Annotated in this window: 21 protein-coding genes; 12 read left to right on the top strand and 9 right to left on the bottom strand. The window is 34.0% G+C overall.

Annotation, left to right across the window (positions count from 1 at the left end):
- Window position 1: 1 nt before the first annotated feature.
- From B9T31_RS03150 to B9T31_RS03140, 3 genes are all read left to right on the top strand, one after another.
- Window positions 2-1204 carry a 3-oxoadipyl-CoA thiolase gene (locus tag B9T31_RS03150; protein WP_086180518.1) on the top strand — a complete coding sequence of 401 codons (1203 nt, stop codon included), beginning with the start codon at window positions 2-4 and terminating at the stop codon, window positions 1202-1204.
- 13 nt (window positions 1205-1217) lie between these two features.
- A complete protein-coding gene (locus B9T31_RS03145; RefSeq protein ID WP_086180517.1) occupies window positions 1218-2435 on the top strand; it encodes a CaiB/BaiF CoA transferase family protein in 1218 nt (405 codons plus the stop codon).
- 139 nt (window positions 2436-2574) lie between these two features.
- Window positions 2575-3420 carry an IclR family transcriptional regulator gene (locus tag B9T31_RS03140; RefSeq protein ID WP_086180780.1) on the top strand — a complete coding sequence of 282 codons (846 nt, stop codon included), beginning with the start codon at window positions 2575-2577 and terminating at the stop codon, window positions 3418-3420.
- 155 nt (window positions 3421-3575) lie between these two features.
- On the opposite strand, the gene B9T31_RS03135 is transcribed toward B9T31_RS03140, so the two are convergent.
- Window positions 3576-4010, bottom strand: a complete 435-nt coding sequence (locus B9T31_RS03135; RefSeq protein WP_086180516.1) for a PaaI family thioesterase — start codon at window positions 4008-4010, stop codon at window positions 3576-3578.
- A gap of 278 nt (window positions 4011-4288) precedes the next feature.
- Between B9T31_RS03135 and B9T31_RS03130 the strand changes: the two genes are divergently transcribed.
- The 3 genes from B9T31_RS03130 to B9T31_RS03120 all read left to right on the top strand — a co-directional run bounded on the left by B9T31_RS03130 (window position 4289) and on the right by B9T31_RS03120 (window position 6334).
- Window positions 4289-4885 (top strand): DUF456 domain-containing protein, encoded by a 597-nt coding sequence (locus tag B9T31_RS03130; RefSeq protein ID WP_086180515.1) that lies wholly within the window; start codon window positions 4289-4291, stop codon window positions 4883-4885.
- A 239-nt stretch (window positions 4886-5124) separates the two neighbouring features.
- Window positions 5125-5367, top strand: a complete 243-nt coding sequence (locus B9T31_RS03125) for a hypothetical protein (RefSeq protein ID WP_086180514.1) — start codon at window positions 5125-5127, stop codon at window positions 5365-5367.
- Window positions 5368-5794: 427 nt separating this feature from the next.
- A complete protein-coding gene (locus B9T31_RS03120) occupies window positions 5795-6334 on the top strand; it encodes a serine O-acetyltransferase (RefSeq protein ID WP_086180513.1) in 540 nt (179 codons plus the stop codon).
- A 20-nt stretch (window positions 6335-6354) separates the two neighbouring features.
- Here the strand turns inward: B9T31_RS03120 and B9T31_RS03115 are convergent, their stop codons facing one another.
- Window positions 6355-6963 (bottom strand): hypothetical protein, encoded by a 609-nt coding sequence (locus B9T31_RS03115; protein WP_086180512.1) that lies wholly within the window; start codon window positions 6961-6963, stop codon window positions 6355-6357.
- Window positions 6964-7269: 306 nt separating this feature from the next.
- Here B9T31_RS03115 and B9T31_RS03110 point away from each other — a divergent pair, with 306 nt between their 5' ends.
- On the top strand, window positions 7270-7680 hold the full coding sequence (locus B9T31_RS03110; protein ID WP_086180511.1) for a GFA family protein: 411 nt from the start codon (window positions 7270-7272) through the stop codon (window positions 7678-7680).
- A gap of 230 nt (window positions 7681-7910) precedes the next feature.
- Entirely contained in the window at window positions 7911-8762 is an 852-nt protein-coding gene (locus tag B9T31_RS03105) for a DMT family transporter (protein WP_086180510.1), read from the top strand.
- Window positions 8763-8866: 104 nt separating this feature from the next.
- On the opposite strand, the gene B9T31_RS03100 is transcribed toward B9T31_RS03105, so the two are convergent.
- Entirely contained in the window at window positions 8867-10093 is a 1227-nt protein-coding gene (locus tag B9T31_RS03100; RefSeq protein ID WP_086180509.1) for a pyridoxal phosphate-dependent aminotransferase, read from the bottom strand.
- Window positions 10094-10301: 208 nt separating this feature from the next.
- On the opposite strand from B9T31_RS03100, the gene B9T31_RS03095 reads away from it, so the two are divergent.
- Window positions 10302-10484 (top strand): hypothetical protein, encoded by a 183-nt coding sequence (locus tag B9T31_RS03095; RefSeq protein ID WP_086180508.1) that lies wholly within the window; start codon window positions 10302-10304, stop codon window positions 10482-10484.
- A 21-nt stretch (window positions 10485-10505) separates the two neighbouring features.
- Here the strand turns inward: B9T31_RS03095 and B9T31_RS03090 are convergent, their stop codons facing one another.
- Window positions 10506-11288, bottom strand: a complete 783-nt coding sequence (locus tag B9T31_RS03090) for a hypothetical protein (protein ID WP_086180507.1) — start codon at window positions 11286-11288, stop codon at window positions 10506-10508.
- Window positions 11289-11446: 158 nt separating this feature from the next.
- Between B9T31_RS03090 and uvrB the strand changes: the two genes are divergently transcribed.
- The 3 genes from uvrB to B9T31_RS03075 all read left to right on the top strand — a co-directional run bounded on the left by uvrB (window position 11447) and on the right by B9T31_RS03075 (window position 16492).
- Window positions 11447-13468: an excinuclease ABC subunit UvrB gene (uvrB, locus tag B9T31_RS03085; protein ID WP_086180506.1), complete on the top strand. Its 2022-nt coding sequence runs from the start codon at window positions 11447-11449 to the stop codon at window positions 13466-13468.
- A gap of 328 nt (window positions 13469-13796) precedes the next feature.
- Window positions 13797-14732, top strand: a complete 936-nt coding sequence (rarD, locus tag B9T31_RS03080; protein ID WP_086180505.1) for an EamA family transporter RarD — start codon at window positions 13797-13799, stop codon at window positions 14730-14732.
- A gap of 302 nt (window positions 14733-15034) precedes the next feature.
- Window positions 15035-16492 carry a glyceraldehyde-3-phosphate dehydrogenase gene (locus B9T31_RS03075; RefSeq protein ID WP_086180504.1) on the top strand — a complete coding sequence of 486 codons (1458 nt, stop codon included), beginning with the start codon at window positions 15035-15037 and terminating at the stop codon, window positions 16490-16492.
- 248 nt (window positions 16493-16740) lie between these two features.
- Here B9T31_RS03075 and B9T31_RS03070 read toward each other — a convergent pair whose 3' ends face one another.
- The 5 genes from B9T31_RS03070 to metF form a co-directional block, all read right to left on the bottom strand.
- Window positions 16741-17988 carry a multifunctional CCA addition/repair protein gene (locus B9T31_RS03070; RefSeq protein ID WP_086180503.1) on the bottom strand — a complete coding sequence of 416 codons (1248 nt, stop codon included), beginning with the start codon at window positions 17986-17988 and terminating at the stop codon, window positions 16741-16743.
- A gap of 80 nt (window positions 17989-18068) precedes the next feature.
- Window positions 18069-20348 (bottom strand): NADP-dependent malic enzyme, encoded by a 2280-nt coding sequence (locus tag B9T31_RS03065; protein ID WP_086180502.1) that lies wholly within the window; start codon window positions 20346-20348, stop codon window positions 18069-18071.
- Window positions 20349-20500: 152 nt separating this feature from the next.
- Entirely contained in the window at window positions 20501-23050 is a 2550-nt protein-coding gene (locus B9T31_RS03060; RefSeq protein WP_416202512.1) for an EAL domain-containing protein, read from the bottom strand.
- A 394-nt stretch (window positions 23051-23444) separates the two neighbouring features.
- Complete coding sequence (locus tag B9T31_RS03055; RefSeq protein WP_086180500.1) at window positions 23445-24164, bottom strand: 16S rRNA (uracil(1498)-N(3))-methyltransferase; 720 nt, start codon at window positions 24162-24164, stop codon at window positions 23445-23447.
- Window positions 24165-24194: 30 nt separating this feature from the next.
- Window positions 24195-25031 (bottom strand): methylenetetrahydrofolate reductase [NAD(P)H], encoded by an 837-nt coding sequence (gene metF, locus B9T31_RS03050; protein WP_086180499.1) that lies wholly within the window; start codon window positions 25029-25031, stop codon window positions 24195-24197.
- Window positions 25032-25131: the final 100 nt, after the last annotated feature.

The following is a 25131-nucleotide window of genomic DNA, read 5'->3' as shown; positions in this document are numbered from 1 at the left end:
CATGTTAAATGCATATATTTATGATGGTATACGTACACCATTTGGTCGCCATGCAGGTGAGTTGGCAACGATACGTCCAGATAATTTAGCAGCACATGTCATTAAAGCATTGGTTGAAAAACATCAATTACCTAATAATATTTATGATGATGTTATTTTAGGTAATACCAACCAAGCAGGTGAAGATAGTCGTAACGTCGCACGTCATGCCGTTTTATTGGCAGGCTTAGATGTAAAAACTCCAGCACAAACTGTAAACCGTTTATGTGCGTCGGGTTTAGCAGCAGTGATTGATGCAGCAAGAGCAATTAGCTGTGGTGAAGGAGAAATCTTTATCGCAGGAGGTGTTGAATCTATGTCTCGAGCACCTTTTGTTTTTGCAAAATCAGAAAAAGCATTTAGTCGAGATTTTAAAGTCTTTGATACCACAATTGGTGCACGATTTCCCAACCCACTCATAGAGAAAAACTTTGGCGATGACACCATGCCAAAAACGGGTGATAACGTTGCAGTTGAATATGGCATTCACCGTGAAGAAGCTGATCAATTTGCTGCGGCATCTCAAGCAAAATATGAAGCTGCAAAACAAGATGGCTTTTTTGAAGGTGAAATTGTTGGGATTGAGATTGCTCAAGGTCATAAATTACCCCCTAAATTAATCACCTTAGATGAACATCCACGTCCATCATCAACAGTAGAAGCATTACAAAAATTAAAGCCATTATTTGAAAATGGTGTAGTCACTGCTGGAAATGCGTCGGGTGTAAATGACGGTGCAGTTGCATTATTAATTGGCTCTGCACAAGCAGAACAAACATTAGGGTTTAAACCGATTGCAAAAATTTTGTCTTCAGGTGCGGCTGGTGTCGAACCACGTATTATGGGGGCAGGTCCAATTGAAGCGATTAAATTAGCATTAAAACGTGCAAATTTAACCTTAGATGATATGGATATTATTGAGATCAATGAAGCATTTGCATCTCAGGTTTTATCTTGTTTAAAAGGTTTAGATATTTCGCTTGATGATCCACGCGTGAATCCAAATGGTGGTGCAATTTCAGTCGGTCATCCATTGGGAGCTTCTGGTGCGCGTTTAGCATTAACAACAGCACGAGAGTTGCAACGTCGTGGTAAAAAATATGCCGTAATTAGCTTATGTATTGGTGTGGGACAAGGTCTCGCAATGGTTATTGAAAGAGTGTAAGTGGGAAGAATACATGGGTGCATTAGAGGGTATTCGCGTACTTGATTTAAGTCGCGTATTGGCAGGACCATGGTGTGGTCAAATTCTTGCAGATTTAGGCGCTGAAGTGATTAAAGTGGAACGTCCCCAAACTGGTGACGATACCCGTATGTGGGGTCCACCATGGATGAAAAATGATGCAGGTGAAGACACCAAAGAGGCTGCTTATTACCAGTCTACCAACCGTAATAAAATGTCAATTGCAATTGATATTTCAACAGCAGAAGGACAAGAGTTAGTTCGTGCTTTAGCGGCTAAATCGGATGTTTTAATTGAGAACTATAAAGCAGGCTCGTTAAAGAAATACGGTTTAGACTATGAAAGCTTGAATGAAATTAATCCGCGATTGGTTTATTGCTCAATTACTGGTTTTGGTCAGACTGGCCCTCGTGCAGAAGAACCTGGCTATGACTTTATTGTACAAGGCATGGGTGGTTTAATGTCTGTGACAGGTGAAAAGGATGATTTACCTGGTGGTGGGCCACAAAAGGTAGGTGTGGCCGTTGCAGATATAACCACAGGATTATATTCGACAGTTGCCATTCAGGCTGCTTTGCTCAATAGAACGGTCAGTGGTTTGGGGCAATATATTGATATGGCATTACTTGATGTGCAAGTTGCAATCATGGCGAATCAAGGCATGAACTATTTAGCATCAGGTAAAGTACCTCAGCGTTATGGAAATGCTCATGCTAATATTGTGCCTTATCAGGTGTTTAGTGCATCAGATCAAGATTTTATTATTGCGTGTGGAAATGATAAGCAATTTACTGCAATGTGCCATGCGATTCAGCGTGCTGAATTATTAGACGATCCAAGATTTGCAACCAATGCTTTACGTATTCAACATCGTCAAGAAATTGTTGACATTTTATCGCACTATTTTTTGACTAATACAGCAAAGCACTGGGTGAATGCTATTCATGCAGTAAAAGTCCCTGTGGGTTTAATCAATAACTTGGAACAAGCGTTTGAAGAACCACAAGTAAAAGCACGCAATCTTTTAATTGAAATGCCTCATCCACAAAAAGAGAAATTAAAAGTCATTGGTTCACCAATGAAGTTTTCTCGTACCCCTGTGCAATATAAAAAGGCTCCACCAATGTTAGGAGAGCATACGGATGAAATTTTGGCAGATATTATTGATGCTGAAAGAATTTTAGCGTTGAGAGCACAAGGCATTATTTCTTAATTGATCATTTAAGTAAAAAAGCAATGCAATATAGCAAAAAGCCATTCTTATTGAGTCGCTTTTTGCTATTTATATAAAAAATATATTATAATTCCGCTATGCGAAATATGAATACAAAAGTTTTAGGCTATTAATGACGATGAATGATTTAACAAATCAAAAGCAAGAGGAAGAATTAATTGCTCCTTTAAGACATGAGCTTTTACATCCTATTGCAGATATGCAAGATGAAAATGATCGTCAATATATTACGGCCTTAGCACGTGGATTAGAATTATTACGCTGTTTTACACCTAAGCAACAACATTTGGGAAATCAAGAGTTATCTTTGATGACTGGATTACCAAAACCCACAATTACACGTTTAACTTATACATTGTCGCGTTTGGGTTATTTAAAACAGGTTCCGAATTCAACGAAATATCAATTGTCTGTCGGTGTATTGGCATTTGGATATTCAATGCTCTCAAATGTTTCTATTCGCTCGGTTGCTCATCCCTATATGAAAGAACTAGCAGACTATGCGGGTGCAGCTGTTGCGATGGCAAAACGAGATCGGCTGAACATGATTTATCTTGATGTTGTACAAGGTAAAGGAAATGTAACAATGCGCCGTCAGGTAGGTACTTATTTACCTATTCATTTAAGTTCTATGGGGCGTGCATGTATTGCTGCGATGCCTAAAGATGAACAAGAGTTTTTATTGAAAGCAATTCAAGAAAAAAAACCAGATGAATGGAACGATATTCAGAAAAAATTAAAACATGCATGTTTAGAATATGAAGAAAAAGGTTATTGTTTTTCGTTAGGTGACTGGCATAAAGATGTTAACTCTGTAGCAGTACCTTATTATCATGAACAACATGGCTTATTGGTCTTTAATTGTGGCGGTCCTAGCTTTATTTTGAGTCCCAAAAAATTGGAAGAAGATATTGCACCACGTTTATTACATATGGTTCATAATATAAATAATGATGTTGGATAATATTTATTATTTACGTCAATAGTAATTTTAAATCCATTCTATTTTGTCAATAAATAAAATGGATTAAATAACTTAGACATAAAAATATAATATTTGTATTTAGTCAGTAAAATAATAATATTATTCGATTGAATTAATAGGCTAGAGCATAAATATTAACGATGAATTATCATTAAAGTTGCAGTTCCATATGCAAAAATTTTATCATTTTCATCTACAATTTTTCCTTCAGTGATGACTAAAGTTCGTCCTGCATTAATCAGTTGACCGATGCCACGATATGTTTTCCCAGATTGCATAGGGCGAATCATTTTAATATTTAATTCGGTTGTAACGAATTGCACACCTTGATCCATAATAGTATGTGCAGCTCCACCTGTAACACTATCTAGAATAGTTGCACAAAATCCACCATGAATACCACCTTGTAAATTTAAATGCGTATTATTAGGAGTAACTTCATACACAACATATCCTGTTTTAACTTCTACAATTCTCATTGGAATCGTTGTTGCCATTGGAGCATGAGGAAGTTCTCCATTTTTAATTGCTGTTAAATATTGAATCCCTGTATATTGTTCAGTTGACATGTTATATCTCCTCAAATAAAACCTTAAATTAATAAATATATTAATTATACTTGATTTTTAAATAAAATAAGAAATTAATTATTATGTTTTTATAGGCTTTAATAATATAATTTACTTTAGGTTTCAATGATTAAATTAATTTTTTTAATATTTATAATAAAATTATATAAAGATATACAGGGTTAAATGGTAAAAGTACAAAAAATAACTTTATTTCGTAAATAATAATAGGATATAAGTGAAGAATAACACAACCAAATAGATAGGAAGAAAGTTTTATGTCACATAATGTTGTTTTGGTTACTTGGGATGAATCTGCCAAAGCTTTCGAGGGTTTTACACAACTAAAAAAAATAAATATAAATAAAATCCATGAGCTTAGCTTAATTCACAGACAACTTGATGGCCGTTTTAAAATTGAAGATCAAGTTAATCCAGACCAAGATAATGGTCTTTGGAGTGGAAGTTTAATTGGTGCATTAATTGGTATTTTAGGTGGACCACTCGGAATAATTTTAGGCTTTACAGCAGGTGCTTTAATAGGAGAATCTTACGATATAAATCATGAAAAAGATGACTTGGCTGTACTTGGAAAAATTAGCCAAATATTACCAGTAGGGAAAACTGGACTTATTATTGATATCTTTGAAGAGTCTGAAGCATTTTTAGATGCTTTTTTTGAAAAATCAGGAGCGACTGTTTATCGTTGGGACTTCAATGAAGTACAAGCTGAAATTGAGGCAAGTGTTGAGGCTTGGAATGAAACTCAGCGTATTGCAAACTTTACATTAAAAGAGCAAAAAAAAGCAGAACATAAAACCAATCGTCAGCAAAAATGGGAGTCATTCAAATCTCATTTTCATCATTCAAAATAAAAATATCTTTATTTAATTGTGTTTTAAAAAAGTTATCTACATATGCTAAGTATGTGGGTAACTTTTTAATGAATAGTCAAACTAAAATCGAACAATAATTTTTTATTTTAACGATTGGATATTTGTAAAATAACATAAAACTATCATTCACATTATTTTAATACATAATTCCAATTTCCATTAACATGTTGTTTCTCTACAATGAAATTGAAGTTAAGTCGCTAATATCTAGGTGAGAAATGCGCTATAAAATTATTGATATCTATAAAAAAGAAGAAATAACATTCTATATCGCCAAATGCCTAAAAAAGCATTCACCACAGTTTATTATTGTTCAAAGCGCTCAAATTTTATGTGTTAATTTAGATATTATAGAAGTCGATCATGAGTCCTTAGTGGCGACATGGGCAACTGGAGAGGAAATAGCTTTAAAAGTTTTGAAGCATTTTGATTGTTATGATAAAAGTTATTTTATTCAATAATATGACAGTCGTTTAAAATATTGATAAAAAGGTACAGTTTTTTTGCTATCATTATTATTTGTTGTAATGAAAAGCTCGCATTTCTGCGAGCTTATTGTTGGAAGGCTAGTGCTGATTTCTTGTTTAATATGAATTAAACGCAATAAGCTGTCAATGATCCGTCCAACTTCGTTGTAGCATCTTATATAAGATCTACTGTATTTATTACACTAGCTTAAATTTACATTCATGGCAAGTATTTGTACAAATTTATACTTTTGCATGAGTGATCATGTATTGTTAACTGACAGACGACTTGATTATCAGATCTTTTCTTGTAATTAGTTTTAAAATAGATGTAGTTCTTCATTTTTACTGTATAGGACTATTAAAAAGTTGTGTGATTAAAGTTTTTCATCATAAATATTAACGAAGGTTGGTAAAATTAATGATTATTAAATATATTTTAAGTGATTTATATCGATATAGTGGAAATACGACTTTAAAATCATTTATAAAAAATTATTTATTTAATCGGGGTTTTAATTTTAGTGTTTGGTTTCGCTTTGCTAGTTCTAAAACGGTATTAGCTAAACTTACATATCCAGTATTTTATTATAAAAAGAAAAAATATGGAATTGATATACATCGTGAAACAAAAATTGGTTATGGACTTTATATAGGTCATGGCGGTCCTTTAGTTATCAATCCAACAACGATTATTGGTAATAATGTTAACCTCTCACAATTTACAACTATAGGGGCTAATGGTGGTACACAAGCCGCTGAAATTGGCGATAATGTTTATATTGGTCCCAACGTTTGTATTATTAATCACATTAAAATTGGTCATAATGTCACTATCGGAGCTGGAAGCGTTGTAACTAAAGATATACCAATTAATGCAACGGCAGTGGGAAATTATGCCAAAGTAATTCATTATAATAATGCAGGGCATTCAGTGAATAGACGTTGGATGGATCTATAGATTAATCTATTTAAATGAGTTCAAAAATTAAAACGTAAACCAATACTATATGTCTGTCCATGTAAATCTAAATTATTATCTGCTTCATCTGATATTTTAATATCTTTATAATACATTTTAGTGTTTTTATTTTTGAACCATTTATAGCCTATAGAAGTATAGATATTTAGATTTGGGTGAAGCTTATAACCAAGCTCTAAATTGAATGGGTAGTAAATGTATTTTGCCTGTGTCTTGTAATTTTTTTTATTAAAATTAATATCCGTTAACCCAACACCTAGTGAAGCTAAAGTATAGATATAACGGTTTTGATAAAGCATATACTGAGCACCAATGGCATATTGATTGCTTTTGAGTTTTTTAATTTTTTGAGTTTCATATTTCCCCCAAATTCCCCAATTTGAGAAATCATATGCGGCAGAATATTCAAGGCTTTTGACTTTTTCTGAGCCTAAAATTTTATGATGGATGTCAAATTCTGTATAACCTGCTTTGAGTGAGAAGTTTTTTTGCGGATAGAGATGATCTTCTGCAAATATCTGACTTGACAATAAAAGTGTTGCACAGGATAGGATTATTATTTTCATTGTTTTATCTCTTTTTAATTTATTTTTTGCAAAATTAATCACAAAAAATCTAAAATTATTATTTTTGCTTTCTATGGTTAATAATTGATTATAATTATTTTATTTATTATATAAGATAGTAAATTTTATTAAAAAACAAGATAAATTTTTAAAATTAATTTAAATAATTTACTTTATGATAAATATTCATTTAATTATTAAAATTATTATTTTTTATTTTAATGTGAATAATTAATTAATATTATTTCTATTAATGAACTAAGTATTGAAGGCATAATTGGTAAAAAAAATGAATTGTAGTATATTTTGAATTGCATTTAAATTGAATTACAGAGGAGTACGAAAATAATGAATGGACAGTGCTTATGTGGAAAAGTTAGGTTTAGTTTAGAGATTTTAAATCATGAGGTACATGTTTGTCATTGCTCTATGTGTCGTCAGCAAAGCAGTGGTATTTTAATGTCTATTGATATCAAACCAGCTTCATTGCTCTTTAATGATCAAACTTTCTTAAAAATTTATGATTCATCTGAATGGGGGGAGCGAGGATTTTGCCAAGAATGTGGGACATCATTATTTTGGCGTTTAAAAAATAACGAATATGCGAATGTAAATGTATTTGCGTTGAATTTACCTGAAGATGACTTGCATTTTGATAGCGAGATCTTTATCGAACAAAAACCTAAATTTTATGATTTTAAAAATAATACCAAAAAGCTGACCGAAGCAGATGTTTTAGCTTTAATGCAGGCCGATTAAAGCCATTTGGTTTTCGCAAGATATTGTAATTAATAAAATGGTTAAATATTATTTAATTTTTTACAATATCTTTTAATATAAAATTAGAAAAAATAGATTAAAGATAAAATTGATTTTTCCATTTTTTATCAAAAAAAATGATTTTGTATATGATTTTTTTAAGCTGGATAAAAATAAGAAACTTTTATATATCTTGAGTAACGGTTGTTGGACAAGGAAGTAAGTCAACGATGTTATTTAAAATAATGATTGCGATGTGTGCATTTGCTGCAAATTCGGTTTTGTGCCGTGTTGCACTGAGTGATTATCAGATTGACCCCATAAGTTTTAGCTTAATTCGTGTAGCCAGTGGTGCAATTACTTTATTTTTTTTCTATTTAATCTATCGTTATAAAAAGAAAGATAAGCAGTCAAATTTAGAATGGAATCTAATGAATGGAATTTTTTTAGCGATTTATATGGTAGCTTTCTCATTGGCATATTTAAAAATTGATACAGGCGTTGGCGCACTTTTACTTTTTGGTTCTGTTCAAATCTCGATGACAATTTATGGAATATTTCATGGTGAATTAATTAATATAAAACGTGGTATAGGCTTAGTTATTGCACTGCTTGGAATTCTATTTTTATTATTGCCTGGCTCAAATACTCCAGATTTATTCTATTCAAGTATGATGTTTTTATCTGGTTTAGCTTGGGCAGGATATAGTATTCGGGGTAAATATATGAATAACCCTTTAATCAGTACGTTTACTAATTTTTTAATTGCAACTCCTGTTGTTTTATTTGCTTTATTTCTCATTCCACATGAAAGTTACATTCTTCCTAAAGGTATCGTTTTAGCTATTTTATCAGGTAGTTTAGCATCGAGTGGTGCCTATGTACTTTGGTATTTAATTATGCAAAAAATTGAACAGGTTACTGCTAGTGCAGTACAACTTTCAGTACCTTGTTTGGCTATTATTGGAGGAACTTTATTTATTGGTGAAGTATTAAATTGGAGAATTATTATTTCTACTCTGGTCGTTTTGATTGGAATTTCATTGGTTATCTTTTCTAGTAAAAAACCAAAAATACTTTAAAACTAATCAATGTGTAATTTTATATAGATAAATGTTGATATTTAAAATTTTATACCTGATAAAAAGAACCCGCTTTATTTAGCGGGTTCTTTAATTAAAAATAATTATTTTTCAGCAGCAATTGAAGCAATCGCAGCATCTACACCATCAATAGATTCAGCAGCTTTTTGGATACGTGCTAGCGCATCTACGAGAACTTCATCTGCAGTTGCATAAGAAATACGCATGAAACCACCTAAACCAAATGCATCACCTGGTACAACAGCAACACCGGTTTCTTCAAGTAGCCATTCAGAAAATTCCGTGCAAGATTTTAAGCCTTTAGCGCGAATAAGTGGACGAATATTGGCATAAGCATAGAATGCACCATTTGCAGGAAGGCATGAAATTCCTTTAATGTTATTTAAACCATTAATGACTAAGTCATGACGACGCTTGAATGCTTCAATCATTGGTTCAAGTACATCTTGAGGACCATTTAATGCAGCCTCAGCAGCAACTTGGGAAATAGAAGTTGGGTTTGAGGTTGATTGTGATTGAATTTTCTTCATTGCACCAATAATTTTAGCAGGACCAGCAGCATAGCCGATTCTCCATCCAGTCATGGCATAAGCTTTAGATACACCATTTAATACGATAACACGATCGTAAAGGTCCGGTGCGACTGTTGCAATATTATAGAAAGCATCATCCCAACGGATTGGTTCATACATATCATCGGACGCAACAAATACTTGTGGATGTTTGCGAAGTACTTCAGCTAAAGCTTCTAGTTCTTCTTTTGTATAAATCATACCTGTAGGGTTGGATGGGCTATTTAAAACTACAAGGCGAGTGTTTTCTGTAATTGCCGCTTCTAATTGAGCAGGAGTGATTTTAAAGCGCTGATCTTCCCCGCATTTAACAATGACAGGTGTCCCTTCAGCGATAATGACCATATCTGGATAGCTTACCCAATATGGTGCAGGAATAATGACTTCATCACCTTTATTTAACAAAGCTAAAGCTAAGTTAAAGAATGATTGTTTACCACCACAAGAAACCAAAATTTGGTTTGCGGCATAATCTAAATTATTATCGCGTTTTAATTTTGCAATAATTGCTTTTTTAAGCCCTGGCGTACCATCAACAGCTGTATATTTTGTAAAACCATTGTTAATGGCTGCAATTGCTGCATCTTTGATGTGTTGTGGGGTGTCGAAATCAGGTTCACCAGCACCCAAACCAATCACATTTTTACCCGCAGCTTTTAATTCTGCTGCTTTGTTTGTTACAGCTAGAGTTGGGGACGGTTTGATAGCATTTACACGATCAGAGAGACGTACGTCCACGGCAGTATTCCTTCTTGTGGGGATTAAAAAATAAAAGCATTCTATCTTAGCTTAAAATAAGAAATAAATGTGTTAAAAAAATAAACATATTATAAATAAATCAAACTTTATAACTAAATTTGCAATACATGTTTGCTTTGATTTTTGTGGGCTCGCGTAGGAGGCAAAAATTCCGTACAATATGTGCAGTTAATCTTGAGTGAATCTAATGAGCACCCAAAATACTCCCAAGAAAAAAGCAATGGTAAAATTACCTTTTCCTGTAAAAAATGCGAATGATGCGAAAAGTGCAGATGAAGAGGTAGAACAATTTCGTCCTAAACCTGAGCAGTATGCTGATCGAACTTGGATGCCACCTCGTGGTACTCGACGTTCGATGGGGAAACGTTAAAAAATAGGTGCTTTAAAGCACCTATTTTTTTGCTCGATGAGCAGGGCGAGGTGGGGTAATTTCTTTTTGTCCCTGCCATACATCAATAAAGTCTTTTTCATTAATATTATAAAGTTCAAGTAATGCAAGAATAGCTCCTCCAAAAACTAAAGGATCTTCTGATTCATGCGCTAAATTGAATGTTTTTTCTTGTAGTGCATATAAAATATCTTGTATTTCAAATACGCGATCTCGACCATTACTATCGGCTGGGTAGATTTGCGTATTAAGAATAATTTTCGCGACACTTTTTTCTGCATCGGTTAAAGCTAAATGTTGAATTAATTCATTGTTTTCTTCAGTATTTAGAATAACAGTATCATTAAAAATGGCATGTAAAAAATGTGGTGTAAGTTTAGCTAAAGCTTTTTCTACAAAAGGTCGAAATGAGGCTGGAAAAATAACATTATGACTAATCCCTTTAAACATCGGTGCAATTTCTTCAATTTTATACCCTGCGGTACCACAGCCTAAGGATGTAATGAAATATCGCATCTTAGGATGATTTTTTGTGTAGATTTTGAAGTCATCTATATAATGTTGAATTTGTGATAAAGGCATTTGTTGTAAATGCTCATTCATGGTCGGAATAGCAAAACTTTGTCCAGACCAGCCACGTCCAACCTTATTTAATGCACCAAAATGCTCTAAGGCTGTTTTTGCTGCACCTTCAGTATGTTGACCTGCTAGGTTACTACCAAAGACAAAAATTGTATCTTCAGCTAAGGTTTTTATAATGCTTTCATCGTGATAGTGGTAGGTCATGGCAGTCAGCGTAATTCATTATTTTAAACATGTTGCCGTTGAATACGTGGTGGGTCAAGTAAAAATATCATTTTAAGATGAGTCGATGATTTAGCAAACGTCATACGCGATAATCTGTTAAAATACACCGCCAAACTGAATTGAAGAGAAGATTTATTGTGAGTGATCATCAACCTTTCGAACTCGTTACAAGTTATCAGCCTGCTGGAGATCAGCCTCAAGCGATTGCTAAATTGGTGAACGGATTAGAACAAGGTTATCATGATCAGTTATTGTTAGGGGTTACGGGCTCAGGGAAGACTTATACGATGGCAAATGTCATTGCACAGCTCCAACGTCCAACAATTATTATGGCGCATAATAAAACTTTAGCAGCACAGCTTTATGGTGAGTTTAAATCTTTTTTTCCGCACAATGCAGTTGAATATTTCGTCAGTTATTACGACTATTATCAACCAGAAGCATACGTTCCATCATCAGATACATTTATTGAAAAAGACTCTTCTATTAATGATCATATTGATCAAATGCGGTTATCTGCAACACGTGCATTACTAGAACGTCGTGATGCAATTATTGTTGCATCAGTGTCGGCAATTTATGGTTTAGGTGATCCAAACGCTTATATGAGCATGTTGTTACATGTGGTCGAAGGTGATCGCATAGCGCGTGATGACATTATTCGTAGATTGGTTGAAATGCAATATACGCGTAATGAATTAGAGTTTTTACGCGGGACATATCGCATTCGTGGTGAGATTATTGATATTTTTCCAGCAGAATCGGATCAGCATGCAATTCGTATTGAGTTATTTGATGATGAAGTTGATTCAATTCGATGGTTTGATCCGCTAACAGGAAAAATGGTGCGTAAAGCACCACGTGTGACGATATATCCTAAAAGTCACTATGTAACGCCAAAAGATAATTTACAACGAGCGATTGGAACGATTCGAGAAGAACTCAAAGATCGCTTAGTTTTTTTCCGTGAGCACGATAAATTATTAGAAGCGCAAAGAATCGAACAGCGTACTCGCTATGATTTAGAAATGATGCAGCAATTGGGCTATACCAATGGTATCGAAAATTATTCTCGTCATTTATCAGGACGTCCAGCAGGAGAGGCCCCTCCAACCTTATTTGATTATCTTCCAGATGATGCATTGTTAATTATTGATGAGTCGCATGTGACCGTTCCACAAATTGGAGCCATGTACAAAGGGGATCGCTCACGTAAAGAAAACTTAGTGAACTATGGTTTTCGTTTACCGAGCGCACTAGATAATCGACCAATGAAATTTGAAGAATGGGAGCGCATCGTTCCAGCAACGATTTATGTCAGTGCAACACCCGCACGATATGAATTAGAAAAATCCAAACAAATTGTAGAGCAAGTGGTACGACCAACAGGGTTACTTGATCCAGTAATTGAAATACGTCCAGTTTTAACACAAGTTGATGATGTGTTGTCTGAAATTAATATTCGTAAAGAATTAGATGAGCGAGTATTAGTGACGACTTTAACCAAACGTATGGCAGAGGATCTGACATCCTATTTAAAAGAGTATGGTATCAAAGTTGCCTATTTACATTCAGACATTGATACGGTTGAGCGAACCAAGATTATTCACGATTTACGTTCAGGTATTTATGATGCATTAATTGGTATTAATTTACTTCGAGAGGGCTTAGATATGCCTGAAGTATCATTGGTTGCAATTTTGGATGCAGATAAGGAAGGTTTTTTACGTTCTGAAAGATCATTAATACAAACGATTGGTCGTGCTGCGCGTAATGTGAAGGGTAAGGCAATTTTGTATGCTGATCGTATAACAGACTCTATGCAAAAAGCGATAGATGAAACTGATCGTCGTCGTAATAAGCAGATTGAATTTAATTTAGAGCATCATATTACGCCAAGAAGTGCAGTTCGTCAGGTAGCAAAAGATTTAAATACTGGCGAAGTTTTTGAAGATGATCTATCGAATTCAGATGCATCAAATCAATCTAGAGTTTTAACTGCAGATGAACAGCATTTATTGTCAGATCCTAAACTGCTTGCAAAACATATTACTAAATTGGAAAAAGAGATGTTAAAAGCATCTAAAGAATTGCAATTTGAACAAGCAGCACGATTACGAGATGAGATTCTTCATTTGAAAGAAAAAATGTTGTATTAAATATGGGATAAGATTGGATAAGTTTTGAGGATGAAATAGAACTGGAATCAATGACATCCTCATAATTGATTAAGTTGTTTTACAGAAGCATGAATATGTCGATTTGATGAAAAGATGCTTAATGTTTATATTTAGATACAAGATATAATAATAGTAACGATACTTAGATCAAAATTAGAAGAAGAAACTAAGTCGTAAATTATCCGATTTGTAGTGATACATATATTGGTATATCAAATGCTAAATAATTTGAAACCTCATGTATAATTCGAAAATTATAAACGAATACTATTCCAGTTTTAGCTTTAAACTGAATTTGAGGTGAAAGATGTACAAGGGCGTTGCATTGTCTATATTGGCATCAATTACTTTTGGCGTTTTATTTTTTTATGCCCAATTTTTAAAGCCACTTAATAGTGAGGAAGTGTTTGCTTGGCGTATGTTATCCACATTACCCTTATTAACTTTATTTATGTGGTGGATTGGTGATTTAAAATATATCAAACAAATTGTTCAGCGGGTGAAGGAAAATCCACGTTTGATTATTTGGCTTTTATTGAGTTCGGTATTATGTACCTCTCAGCTTTGGCTATTTTTATGGGGACCTATAAATGGTCGAGGATTAGCCGTTTCATTGGGTTATTTCTTATTGCCTTTAATTATGGTGTTAGTCGGTTGTATTTTATATAAAGAAAAATTATCCAATTTACAAATCATTGCAGTAGTGTTAGCCGTTATTGGTGTAGGACATGAGGTTTGGCGCATCGGCAGTATTGCATGGGAAACTGTGTATGTTGCGGTTGCTTATCCAATTTATTTTTTCTTACGTCGTTTTTATAAAACTGATCATTTAGGTGGTTTTTGGTGGGATTTATGTTTAATTATTCCGATGTCCATCTATTTAGCTTTTTTGTATAGTGATAGTCTCGTCATTATTGCCTCACTTCCATATTTAATTTTATCAATTATAGGATTAGGGTTCTTGAGTGCTATGGGCTTAGGAAGCTATATTCTTGCAAGCCGACTTTTACCTTTTGTTATTTTTGGATTACTCAGTTATTTAGAACCTGTTTTATTGGCATTGGCATCAATTATTATGGGAGAACGCGTGAGCACAGAAGAGTGGTTGACGTATATTCCAATTTGGCTCGCAGTTTTATTGCTTGCCATTGAAGGTGCTGTACATGTATTAAAAGAAATTAACAAGCAAAAAAAATTAAAACTTAATATTGAAAAATTAAATCAAGATTTGGCAAAGAAGTAGGTTATTTATCGCATAAATACAGATCTTTTCATTTTTATTTACATAAAATCAAAGGTTAAATTGTTGGTAGTGAAATGGATAGTTCAATTCAAACGTGTAAGTATTTCTACTATATTGTTTTTATTTTATAAACTAATCTTTAATAAAAAATAAAAAATTACAACTATTTTCAGATTTTATACTGAATATATTACAAAATAGATAAATAGGTATACGCTTTTGATTCATTATTTTTGATAATTCCTTTACAATTATGGGGTTTAAAATTTATGCATAGACATTATTAATTAGAGGACGTATCTGTGAGCAAAGAGACAATTATCGCCCTACACGCAGAGCATCAAGGTCGTTGGGAAAACCGCGAAGAAATTGCGGAAAAAATGATTGCTTTGATCGGTAATTTATACCGCGAAAAAAATATTGTAACTTCGGTTTATGGCCGTTCTTTAGTTAACCGTTCTGTAATCCAAATTCTAAAAGCGCATCGTCGTACACGTATGATGGACGTTGAACTTTCTGTTGTAAATACTTTCCCAATTTTAGAAGCTTTAGCAAAACTAGAGAACATTGGTACGGGTGAAGTTGACTTAGGTAAACTTGCTGTTGAATTTAAAGAAAAAGGTGGCGATGTCGATGCATTTGTTGCAGAAGCAGTTGAAACTTTAAAAGGCAATGCGACAGCAGTAGAGAATAGAGATGTTGTATTATACGGCTTTGGACGTATTGGACGTATTCTTGCACGTTTAATGATTGGTCAATCGGGTTTAGGGCGTGGTTTAAGTTTAAAAGCGATTGTTGTACGTAAATCATCAGATGGCGATTTAGAAAAGCGTGCTTCGTTATTACGTCGTGATTCTATTCATGGTTCATTCTCAGGCACAATTTCAGTAGATGAAGAGAATGAAGCGATCATTGCCAATGGTCAATTTATTAAAGTTATTTATGCATCTAGCCCATCTGAAGTCGATTATACGGCTTATGGAATTCAAAATGCATTGGTGATTGATAATACAGGTAAATGGCGTGATGCTGAAGGTCTTGCATTACATCTTCAATGTCCAGGCGCAGCACGTGTTATTTTAACCGCACCTGGCAAAGGTGAAATGAAGAACGTTGTATTTGGTGTGAATAATGCAGACATTTTAGATGAAGATAAAATTATCTCTGCTGCAAGTTGCACGACAAATGCTATTACACCAACATTAAAAGTGATTGATGACAAATATAAAGTGATCAATGGTCATGTAGAAACTGTTCATTCATTTACCAATGACCAGAACTTAATTGATAACTATCATAAAGCTGATCGCCGTGGTCGTGCTGCAACATTAAACATGGTGATTACTGAAACTGGTGCTGCTAAAGCTGTTGCTAAAGCATTACCAGGACTTAAAGGTAAATTAACGGGTAATTCAGTACGTGTACCAACACCAAACGTTTCACTTGCAATTTTAAATCTAACGTTAGACAAAGAAGTTGATCGCGATGAAGTGAATGAATATATTCGTCAAATTTCAATTTATTCTAACTTACAAGGTCAAATCGGTTATACAAACTCAACGGAAGTTGTATCTTCAGATTTCATTGGATCACGTACAGCAGGTGTCTTTGATGCACAAGCAACAATTACTTCAGGTAATCGTTTAACAGCTTATGTCTGGTACGATAATGAAGTCGGTTATAGCTGCCAAGTACTGCGTATTGCTGAGCAAATGAGTGGCGTACGTTATGCAAAAGTCCCTGCGGAAAAAAATGCATAATTTATAATTTTATGCTTATTTAGGCATGATTTTATTGTAAAAAGAGTCTCTTTGGAGACTCTTTTTATTTGAGATAAAAATAATATTTAACGTTGAATCAGTAAGGTGCTTGTAGAGCAAGCAGGATATATCAATAAAAAATAAGATGAAAAAGGCTGGTTAAGATCAGATTTTTGCTAAAAAGTAATTAAGGCAAATTATAGACTTATTTGCCTGAACTGTTCTTGGTTATAAGAATAACGTGCTCGTTAAGAATTAGAACAATTTGGTTCAATTTCAGTTTGTTTTTTAAACTGAGTTAGAGCATCAATTCTCTTTTTAATGAGCAATTCACCAATTTCAGGGCCTCTAATTTCAATGGGTAAATCTTGTGCTTTAATCTGACGCACAATCTTCATTGCATCTAACATAAATTTTGCTTGAGGATAATCCCGATTTTCTAAACCTAAACGACCTCGTGCATCGCATTCACATGCTTGTATAAATGCTTCTACACGCTCTGGACGCCTTAGGACATCTAAACGTTGCAATAGTCGCCATAGGGTTCCAGGTTTTAATTGTAAGGCTTGATGACATTTTAAATGTTCTTTACAAACAGATAATGCAAGTTGTTTGGTATTTGTCGGTACTTTTAATCGATCACATACATTAATGACCAATTGAATCCCACGTTCTTCATGCATGATATGTCGAGGAAGTTCACTTTTTGGCGTTAGTGCCTTGCCTAAATCATGTAATAGTACCGCAAAACGAACTTCTAATGAGTAGTTTGCTGCACATGCCTGTTGTACAGACATCATCGTGTGAATGCCACAGTCAATCTCAGGATGATACTCTGGACGTTGTGGAATGCCGTATAATGCATCAATTTCAGGAAATAGTACTTTCAGGGCGCCACAGGTGCGTAACACTTCGAAATATTCATCTGCATGTTTTTCCATGAGCGCACGAGAGGTTTCTTTCCAGACACGTTCGGGAGTTAATGCATTTAATTCACCTGACTCAGTGAGTTGTTGCATGAGTATTAAAGTTTCTGGTGCGACCGTAAATCCAATTGCTTTATATCGGGCAGCAAATCGCGCTATACGTAATACACGTAGGGGATCTTCAATAAATGCATTTGAAACATGACGCAGAACTTTATTTTTTAAGTCTTGCTGTCCTGAATATGGATCATAAATATTTCCATTATGATCCATCGCAATTGCATTAATCGTGAGATCTCGTCGAATTAAATCTTCTTCTAAGGTAACGTTTGGGTCAGTATGAAACTCAAAACCATGATATCCCTGCCCAGATTTTCTTTCAGTCCGCGCAAGTGCATATTCATCTTTGCTTTCTGGGTGTAAAAAAACAGGGAAATCTTTACCCACTGGTTGATACCCAAGGGCTAAAAGTTGATCGGGTGTAGCGCCGACAACAACATAATCTTTTTCGTGATAAGGGTAACCAAGTAAATGGTCTCGAACTGCGCCGCCTACTAAATAAACTTGCATGAAAAAACCTCTATTCTTGTAAGCATCATGCTACAGAATAGAGGTTTTCTCAAGTATCAAAATGTTGAGAAAATATTCACTTATAGTGCATTTTTCTCATATTCTTGAATTTCAGCAACTGTTAATGCTGTCATATTTACCACACGGCGTGTTGTCGCTGTTGGTGTTAAAATATGAACTGGCTTTGCAGCACCTAAAAGAATTGGACCAATGGTAACATTATTACCAGAAGTTGATTTTAAGAGGTTAAACGAAATATTTGCCGCATCAAGGTTTGGCATAATAAGTAAGTTTGCAGAACCTTTGAAACGCGTATTAGGGAATGCAAAATGACGAATATTTTCATCTAATGCTGCATCACCATGCATTTCACCTTCAACTTCAAGTTCTGGTGCAATTTCATTTAAAATTTCATACACTTTACGCATTTTTTGTGCACTTGTATCATTTTGGTCTGAACCAAAACTTGAGTGTGACAATAAAGCGATACGTGGCGTAATACCAAAACGACGAACTTCTTCAGCCGCTAAAATGGTCATTTCAGCCAGTTGTTCAGCAGTTGGGTTCGTATTGACATAAGTGTCAGCAATAAATAAGTTACGGTCTTCAAGCATCAATGCATTTAACGTAAAGAATGTATTACGACCTTCTTGTTTGCCAATTACATTGCTCACGAAATCTAAATGGATATCGTAACTTGAATAAGTACCACATAACATACCATCAGCTAAACCATGTTTAACTAACATTGATGCAATGAGTGTAGAGCGTCGACGAGCTTCACGCTGTGCGTATTCAGGTGTGACACCTTTACGCTGCATAATTTGGTAATAATCATCAGCAAATTTTTCATAATCAGGATTTTTTTCTTGATCGACAATGGTGATATTTTCACCATGTGCAAGACGTAAGCCTAATTTTTTGATATTCGCTTCGATTACCGCTGTACGACCAACAAGAATTGGTTTTGCTAAACCTTCATCTACAGCAATTTGAGCAGCACGAAGTACGCGTAAGTCTTCACCTTCAGCATAAGCGATTCGTTTAGGATCTGCTTTTGCTTGTGCAAAAATAGGTTTCATCATGAATGCTGAATTATAAACAAATTCAGATAAACGTTGACGATATGCAGAAAAATCTTCAATTGGACGTGTCGCAACACCAGAATCCATTGCTGCTTGTGCAATTGCAGGTGCAATTTCAAGAATCAAGCGCTGATCAAGTGGGCGTGGAATCAAATAATCACGACCAAATGAAGCGGATTTTTCACCATAAGATGCTGCATCTGCTTCAATATGTGCCATACGTGCAATTGCATGTACACAGGCAATTTTCATTTCTTCATTAATTGTTGTTGCACCTACATCAAGTGCACCACGGAAGATATATGGGAAACAAAGAGCATTATTTACTTGGTTTGGATAATCTGAACGACCTGTTGCCATAATCACATCATCACGAACTTGATGTGCATGTTCTGGTAAGATTTCTGGATCTGGATTTGCAAGTGCAAAAACAATTGGGTCTTTTGCCATAACTTTGACCATTTCGGGGGTCAAAATACCAGGTGCAGAAAGACCAAGGAACATATCTGCATCAGCAATAACATCTGTTAATTGTGTGCCTTCAATGTCTTGTACATAACGCTTTTTAGAATCATCTAATCCTTCACGTTTTGTCGTTAATAGACCACGTGAATCAGCAACGATAATATTTTCTTTTTGAACACCTAATGCGCAAAGTAAATCTAAGCAAGAAAGTGCTGCTGCACCTGCACCAGAAGCAATGATTTTGATATCTTCAATTTTTTTGCCATTTAGTTGTAAGGCATTTAAAAGTGCAGAACCTACAATGATCGATGTCCCATGCTGATCATCATGGAATACAGGGATATTCATGCGTTCACGAAGTTTCTTTTCAATATAGAAACATTCAGGTGCTTTAATATCTTCTAAGTTAATACCACCAAATGTTGGTTCAAGAGCAGCCACGATTTCAACAATTTTATCTGGATCGTTTTCAGCAATTTCGATGTCAAAAACATCAACACCCGCAAACTTTTTGAAAAGTACGCCTTTACCTTCCATTACAGGTTTAGAAGCTAAAGGTCCAATATTACCTAATCCTAATACAGCAGTACCATTACTAATTACTGCAACTAAGTTTCCTCGTGCAGTATAGAGTGCAGCCTTTGATGGATCCTTTTCAATTTCCAAACAAGGTGCTGCAACACCAGGAGAATACGCAAGTGCTAAATCATGCTGATTAATCAGTTGTTTACTTGGCGTAACACTGATTTTTCCTGGCGTTGGAAACTCGTGATAATACAATGCTTGCTGTTTTAATGATTGCTCGTCCATCTGAATCTCTTTCGTCTTACAAGTAATGCCAACCCGTGTAAAGATTAGCGAAATGCTTTCGAATATATCATTAGTCTTAGCTTAATCACAGCCCGAATAATGTATTTTTTATCTTTTATTATTCATAATAACGCTTTCTTGATATTTATTGGCTATAACTCAGTCTGATAGTTTTGAGTTAAGTAGGCAGTCGCATCTTCTTCAGTTAACACTTTTGAAAATAAAAAACCTTGAGCAATATCACACTGATGTTTTGATAGATATTCTAATTGTTCTTCGGTTTCAACTCCTTCAGCAACCAGTGTCATTCCCATTGCTTTTCCCATGGCAATAATGGCACTGACTAATGCTTCTTGTTTAGGTTGACCAATGTGTGAAATAAAACTGCGGTCAATTTTTAAAGTGCGAATAGGGAATTGTGTTAAATATGAAAGAGAAGAATAACCAGTTCCGAAATCATCAAGAGCAATGCGTATATCTCGTTTTATAAGTTCATCAAGTGTATTTTTTACCGTATCTGAATTATCAACCAAAGAGGATTCGGTTATCTCAAGTTCTATATTACTTCCAGAAATTTGATATTTTTCTAATGCACGATCAATTGTATCTAATAAGCTACCACGATGAAGCTGTTGCGCGACAATATTTAAAGATATCACGATATCTTCATATCCGAATTGAATCCATTTTTGTAATTGTTCAGCAGTTTTTAAAATCACGAATTGCCCAATGTCTGAAATTAGACTGGTTTGTTCAGCAATTGGAAGAAAAGTATTCGGGTAAATTAAGCCCTTAGTTGGATGATTCCAACGTACTAGAGCTTCAAAGCCTTGAATTTTCGAATCCTTAAAATAAAGCTTTGGTTGATAATATACAGAAAGTTCTTCATTTTTTATTGCATTTTTTAAATCTCTTTCTAATTGAATATTTTGCTCATTGAATAATTCAGTTTGAAAATTATAAATGCGAATCATATCGCCACCTAAGCGTTTCGCTTCATTTAAGGCTTGCTCTGCATAATTATTTAAGTAATCAATTTGTCTGCCATGTTCTGGATAAAATGCGATGCCCATAGAAACTGTAATCACATGATCTTCACCATTAATATGAAATGGAATTTCCAATTGTTTGGTGATTTTTTCACACATGTGTTGTATAGAGGATTGAAGTGTTGACAGCTCGTAGACAATTGCAAAATTGTCACCATTTAAATGTGCGAGAAAGAGTGCTTTTTTATTACATATACGTAAACGTTGAGCGAGTTGTTTTAAAAACTCATCTCCGCCTTGATCTGTTAAATATTCATTTAAATGTCTAAAACGATCAACATTAAGTCGAATAATGGCTAACTTTTTACTACGATCATCTTGATACTTAACTAAATATTGATGTAATTGATAATTATAGTAAAATCTATTCGGTAAATCTGTTAATGCATCATAATTTTCTAAATACGAAAGGCGTTGTTCTTGTAAACGTTTTTCAGTTAAGTCTGAAACAATACCGATATAATTAATCACCTGATTTTGATCATCTTGAATCGCGTTAATATGTAGCCTTAATGTACGTTTATGACCAGACAAAAAGACCACGGTTATTTCATTGTCATATTTACCAGTAGATAACACCTCATTTATTATAAAATGATGTAGTTTTTTTTGATGATTTTCAACAATGGCAAAAAGGTTTTTCCCCAACAGTTGAGTTTGATCAAAACCTGTAAGTTGTTCATAAAATGGATTGACATCAATATATTGTAATTCATGATTTAAGATAAAAATACCTTCAGCAGCTTGTTGGAGCAAGACGCTCGCTGAAAGTCTTAATCGCTCTTGATTTGAACATTCATGATGAGTATTTTTTTGAATGTCAACCATGTGAAGTGTGAAGGGGTTTTTGGTATAACGATTAATCACACGACTAATATCATGTATCCAATACCATTTTCTGTCACTGAGTTGAATTTTAGATTTAGCTTCAAATTGATGGCTTAAGCCACGTAGCTGCTTAAATAACTCATCTTTAAAATTTTTAAAATCAGGAGAATGTACAAAGCTTTTATTTTGATCATTGAAATTATGAATAAGCTTACGCTCATTCTGCTGTAAGTTATGCTTTATGTTCTTATTCCAGAGAATTAAGTGAGCATAATGATGTGTGAATATAAAATCGAATTTTATATTTCTAAGATTATGCTGTGTAGATTTTATATCTAATTTTTTAATATTATGTTTGAGTGCTTTAGTATATAAAAATAGTTGGCGCTCAATTGTTTGAGATTTTTGTATTTCATCCCTAAGTTTTTGATTCAGAATTTTTTTCTGTTGAGTTTGATCTATTACACGACGTGTTAATAGGGTGTTTTTATAGTGAACTCGGGTTAATCTTTTTTGAGTTTGAATAAAAAGACTTGAACAAATTAAAACCAGAAATAAAATAATGTCTGTGAATAGAAAGAGTGAAAAATGATTATCATAATCGATTAAAAGATAAAACTGGATATATAGAAAAGGTAAAATCAGAGGAATATAAAATAAAAGAAAATAACTATTTTTTTGATTTAAAAAAGTTAAAGCAAATATAGTACTAAGACAAATAATGATAAAAGATAGGTCAAATGAACGATAATTGTATGCTTCATTGACATAAACAGGTAAATAAAAATAAAGAATAATAATACCGATAGCAAGTATGCTACCCATAATCATACATACTGATTTTATCCAATAGTCAGCATTGTTCATCAAATACGTTTTATGTTTAAACTTAAATTGTGTTAGGCATAGGCAAGTCAACAATAAAAATTCAGTTAAATTAAACCATAGATTAAATAAAGAAGAATAATCATAAAATAAAGAGTAAAAGATATAGGTATAGATGCTGACAAAACAAAGACTAAGTAAAAAATACTTAATGTTTGTTAAAGAGTTTCTAATTTGTTCAGTATATAAGTATTTACTATATACATGGGGAGTAGACTCTGTCATGTGGCTTAAATCCAAGATGTCCCACAAAGAGTGGAACAAGGTTCTTGATATATTTCAATCTAATTTGTATTTATATTTATTATATATTACTTTTTTAAAAAAGTGTGATTTATTTAACATATTGATTAATGATTGATAATGCCACAATCGGTGCAGTTTCGGTGCGTAATATTCGTTCTCCAATACACCAGTTTAAAAAACCTGCTCGATTAGCTGCTTGAACTTCATTTTCATTTAAACCACCTTCTGGCCCAATTAATAATGCAATACTCAAGCTAGAGTGAATGGTATCTATTATATTTATTTCCTCTTTATATGGTGCTAATACAAATTTAGTATTTGGCAATTCAGACTGCAGCCATGTGTCTAAGGAAAGAGGCGCTAAAATTTTAGGGACAATATTCATGCCGCATTGTTCGCAAGCTGCAATGGCAATCGCTTGCCAGTGATCGATTTTTTTTTGATCACGATCATATTTTAGGCGCATTTCACAGCGTTCTGAGGTAAGTAGCTGAATTTCAGCAACACCTAATTCAACTGCTTTTTGAATGGCATAATCCATACGATCTCCTTTACTCATCACTTGCCCAAGTAAAGTTTTACATTTTGGCGTTCGATTGTTAGGGGTATATGTGTGAATTTGAACTGCGGCTGATTTTTTAGAAATATCAATTAACGACACCTCATATTCACCCCCGATTCCATTAAATAATGTTGCTTGATCACCTATTTGAGCACGTAAGACTTTAATCCAATGATGAAAAACGGTATCAGTGAGTTGAATCGTTGTATTGGTATTTAGTTCTGCTTCTATAAAAAAACGAGGCATTTAATCTGTACTCTCAAATAGGTGTATAAATTATGCTAAACCAAGATCAAGTATAAGTTGACGCGTTGGATTTGTTGTATTCATGGTATAAAAATGTAGGCTTGGTGCGCCACCAGAAATTAAACGTTCACAGAGCTTAACAATGACTTCATGTCCAAAGGCTTTAATACTGGTTGTATCATCGCCATAAGCTGCAAGCTGTTTACGAATCCAGCGTGGAACTTCTGCACCTGTACCATCTGCAAAACGAATTAAATTATTGGCATTGGTAATGGGCATAATTCCTGGTGATACAGGAATATTTACGCCTTCTTTTTGAATACGCTCAATAAAATAAAAATAAGCGTCAGGATTAAAAAAGAACTGGGTTATTGCTGCATTAGCACCTGCATTGGCTTTTTCACAAAAATGTTTTATGTCTAAGTCAAAGTTCTCAGATTGTGGATGCATTTCAGGATATGCAGCAACTTCAATTTGAAAGTGATCACCTGAGTGTTCACGAATAAAGCGAACAAGATCAGTGGCATAAGGAAGCTCGCCCAAACCGACTTGTCCAGAAGGGAGATCTCCGCGTAGTGCAACAATACGATTAATACCAATTGATTGATATATATCTAATAATTCAGAAATACGTCCTTTATCATCACCAATACAAGAAAGATGAGGAGCAACAGGCGCTCCTTTTCCATTAAACTCATTAATGGCTGCTAGAGTGCGTTCACGAGTAGATCCACCAGCGCCATAGGTAATTGAAAAAAATTCTGGGTTTAATTGTTGAAGCTCTTGATGTACAACTTTAAGTTTTTCTGCACCTACATCAGTTTTGGTTGGAAAGAACTCAAAGGAAATTGGAATATGCTTAGACATGTTCAAATCCATTGTATAAATGAGCTAAAACTGATGTTTTAGCTCATTGAGTGTAAAAGTCTTCTCTTTTATTAAAAAGTTAAGAGGGTTAACTTACTTT

The organism is Acinetobacter sp. ANC 4558, assembly GCF_002135375.1.
In the GTDB taxonomy this organism is placed as follows: domain Bacteria; phylum Pseudomonadota; class Gammaproteobacteria; order Pseudomonadales; family Moraxellaceae; genus Acinetobacter.
This window is presented reverse-complemented; position numbering and strand designations above follow the sequence as displayed.

What these genes read in the sequence shown, in the direction of transcription:
- B9T31_RS03150 (WP_086180518.1), top strand. Translation starts at nt 2, where the DNA reads ATGTTAAATGCATATATTTATGATGGTATACGTACACCATTTGGTCGC.
- B9T31_RS03145 (WP_086180517.1), top strand. Translation starts at nt 1,218, where the DNA reads ATGGGTGCATTAGAGGGTATTCGCGTACTTGATTTAAGTCGCGTATTG.
- B9T31_RS03140 (WP_086180780.1), top strand. Translation starts at nt 2,575, where the DNA reads ATGAATGATTTAACAAATCAAAAGCAAGAGGAAGAATTAATTGCTCCT.
- B9T31_RS03135 (WP_086180516.1), bottom strand. Translation starts at nt 4,010, where the DNA reads ATGTCAACTGAACAATATACAGGGATTCAATATTTAACAGCAATTAAA.
- B9T31_RS03130 (WP_086180515.1), top strand. Translation starts at nt 4,289, where the DNA reads ATGTCACATAATGTTGTTTTGGTTACTTGGGATGAATCTGCCAAAGCT.
- B9T31_RS03125 (WP_086180514.1), top strand. Translation starts at nt 5,125, where the DNA reads ATGCGCTATAAAATTATTGATATCTATAAAAAAGAAGAAATAACATTC.
- B9T31_RS03120 (WP_086180513.1), top strand. Translation starts at nt 5,795, where the DNA reads ATGATTATTAAATATATTTTAAGTGATTTATATCGATATAGTGGAAAT.
- B9T31_RS03110 (WP_086180511.1), top strand. Translation starts at nt 7,270, where the DNA reads ATGAATGGACAGTGCTTATGTGGAAAAGTTAGGTTTAGTTTAGAGATT.
- B9T31_RS03105 (WP_086180510.1), top strand. Translation starts at nt 7,911, where the DNA reads ATGTTATTTAAAATAATGATTGCGATGTGTGCATTTGCTGCAAATTCG.
- B9T31_RS03095 (WP_086180508.1), top strand. Translation starts at nt 10,302, where the DNA reads ATGAGCACCCAAAATACTCCCAAGAAAAAAGCAATGGTAAAATTACCT.
- B9T31_RS03090 (WP_086180507.1), bottom strand. Translation starts at nt 11,288, where the DNA reads ATGACCTACCACTATCACGATGAAAGCATTATAAAAACCTTAGCTGAA.
- rarD (WP_086180505.1), top strand. Translation starts at nt 13,797, where the DNA reads ATGTACAAGGGCGTTGCATTGTCTATATTGGCATCAATTACTTTTGGC.
- B9T31_RS03070 (WP_086180503.1), bottom strand. Translation starts at nt 17,988, where the DNA reads ATGCAAGTTTATTTAGTAGGCGGCGCAGTTCGAGACCATTTACTTGGT.
- B9T31_RS03065 (WP_086180502.1), bottom strand. Translation starts at nt 20,348, where the DNA reads ATGGACGAGCAATCATTAAAACAGCAAGCATTGTATTATCACGAGTTT.
- B9T31_RS03060 (WP_416202512.1), bottom strand. Translation starts at nt 23,050, where the DNA reads ATGGGTAGCATACTTGCTATCGGTATTATTATTCTTTATTTTTATTTA.
- B9T31_RS03055 (WP_086180500.1), bottom strand. Translation starts at nt 24,164, where the DNA reads ATGCCTCGTTTTTTTATAGAAGCAGAACTAAATACCAATACAACGATT.
- metF (WP_086180499.1), bottom strand. Translation starts at nt 25,031, where the DNA reads ATGTCTAAGCATATTCCAATTTCCTTTGAGTTCTTTCCAACCAAAACT.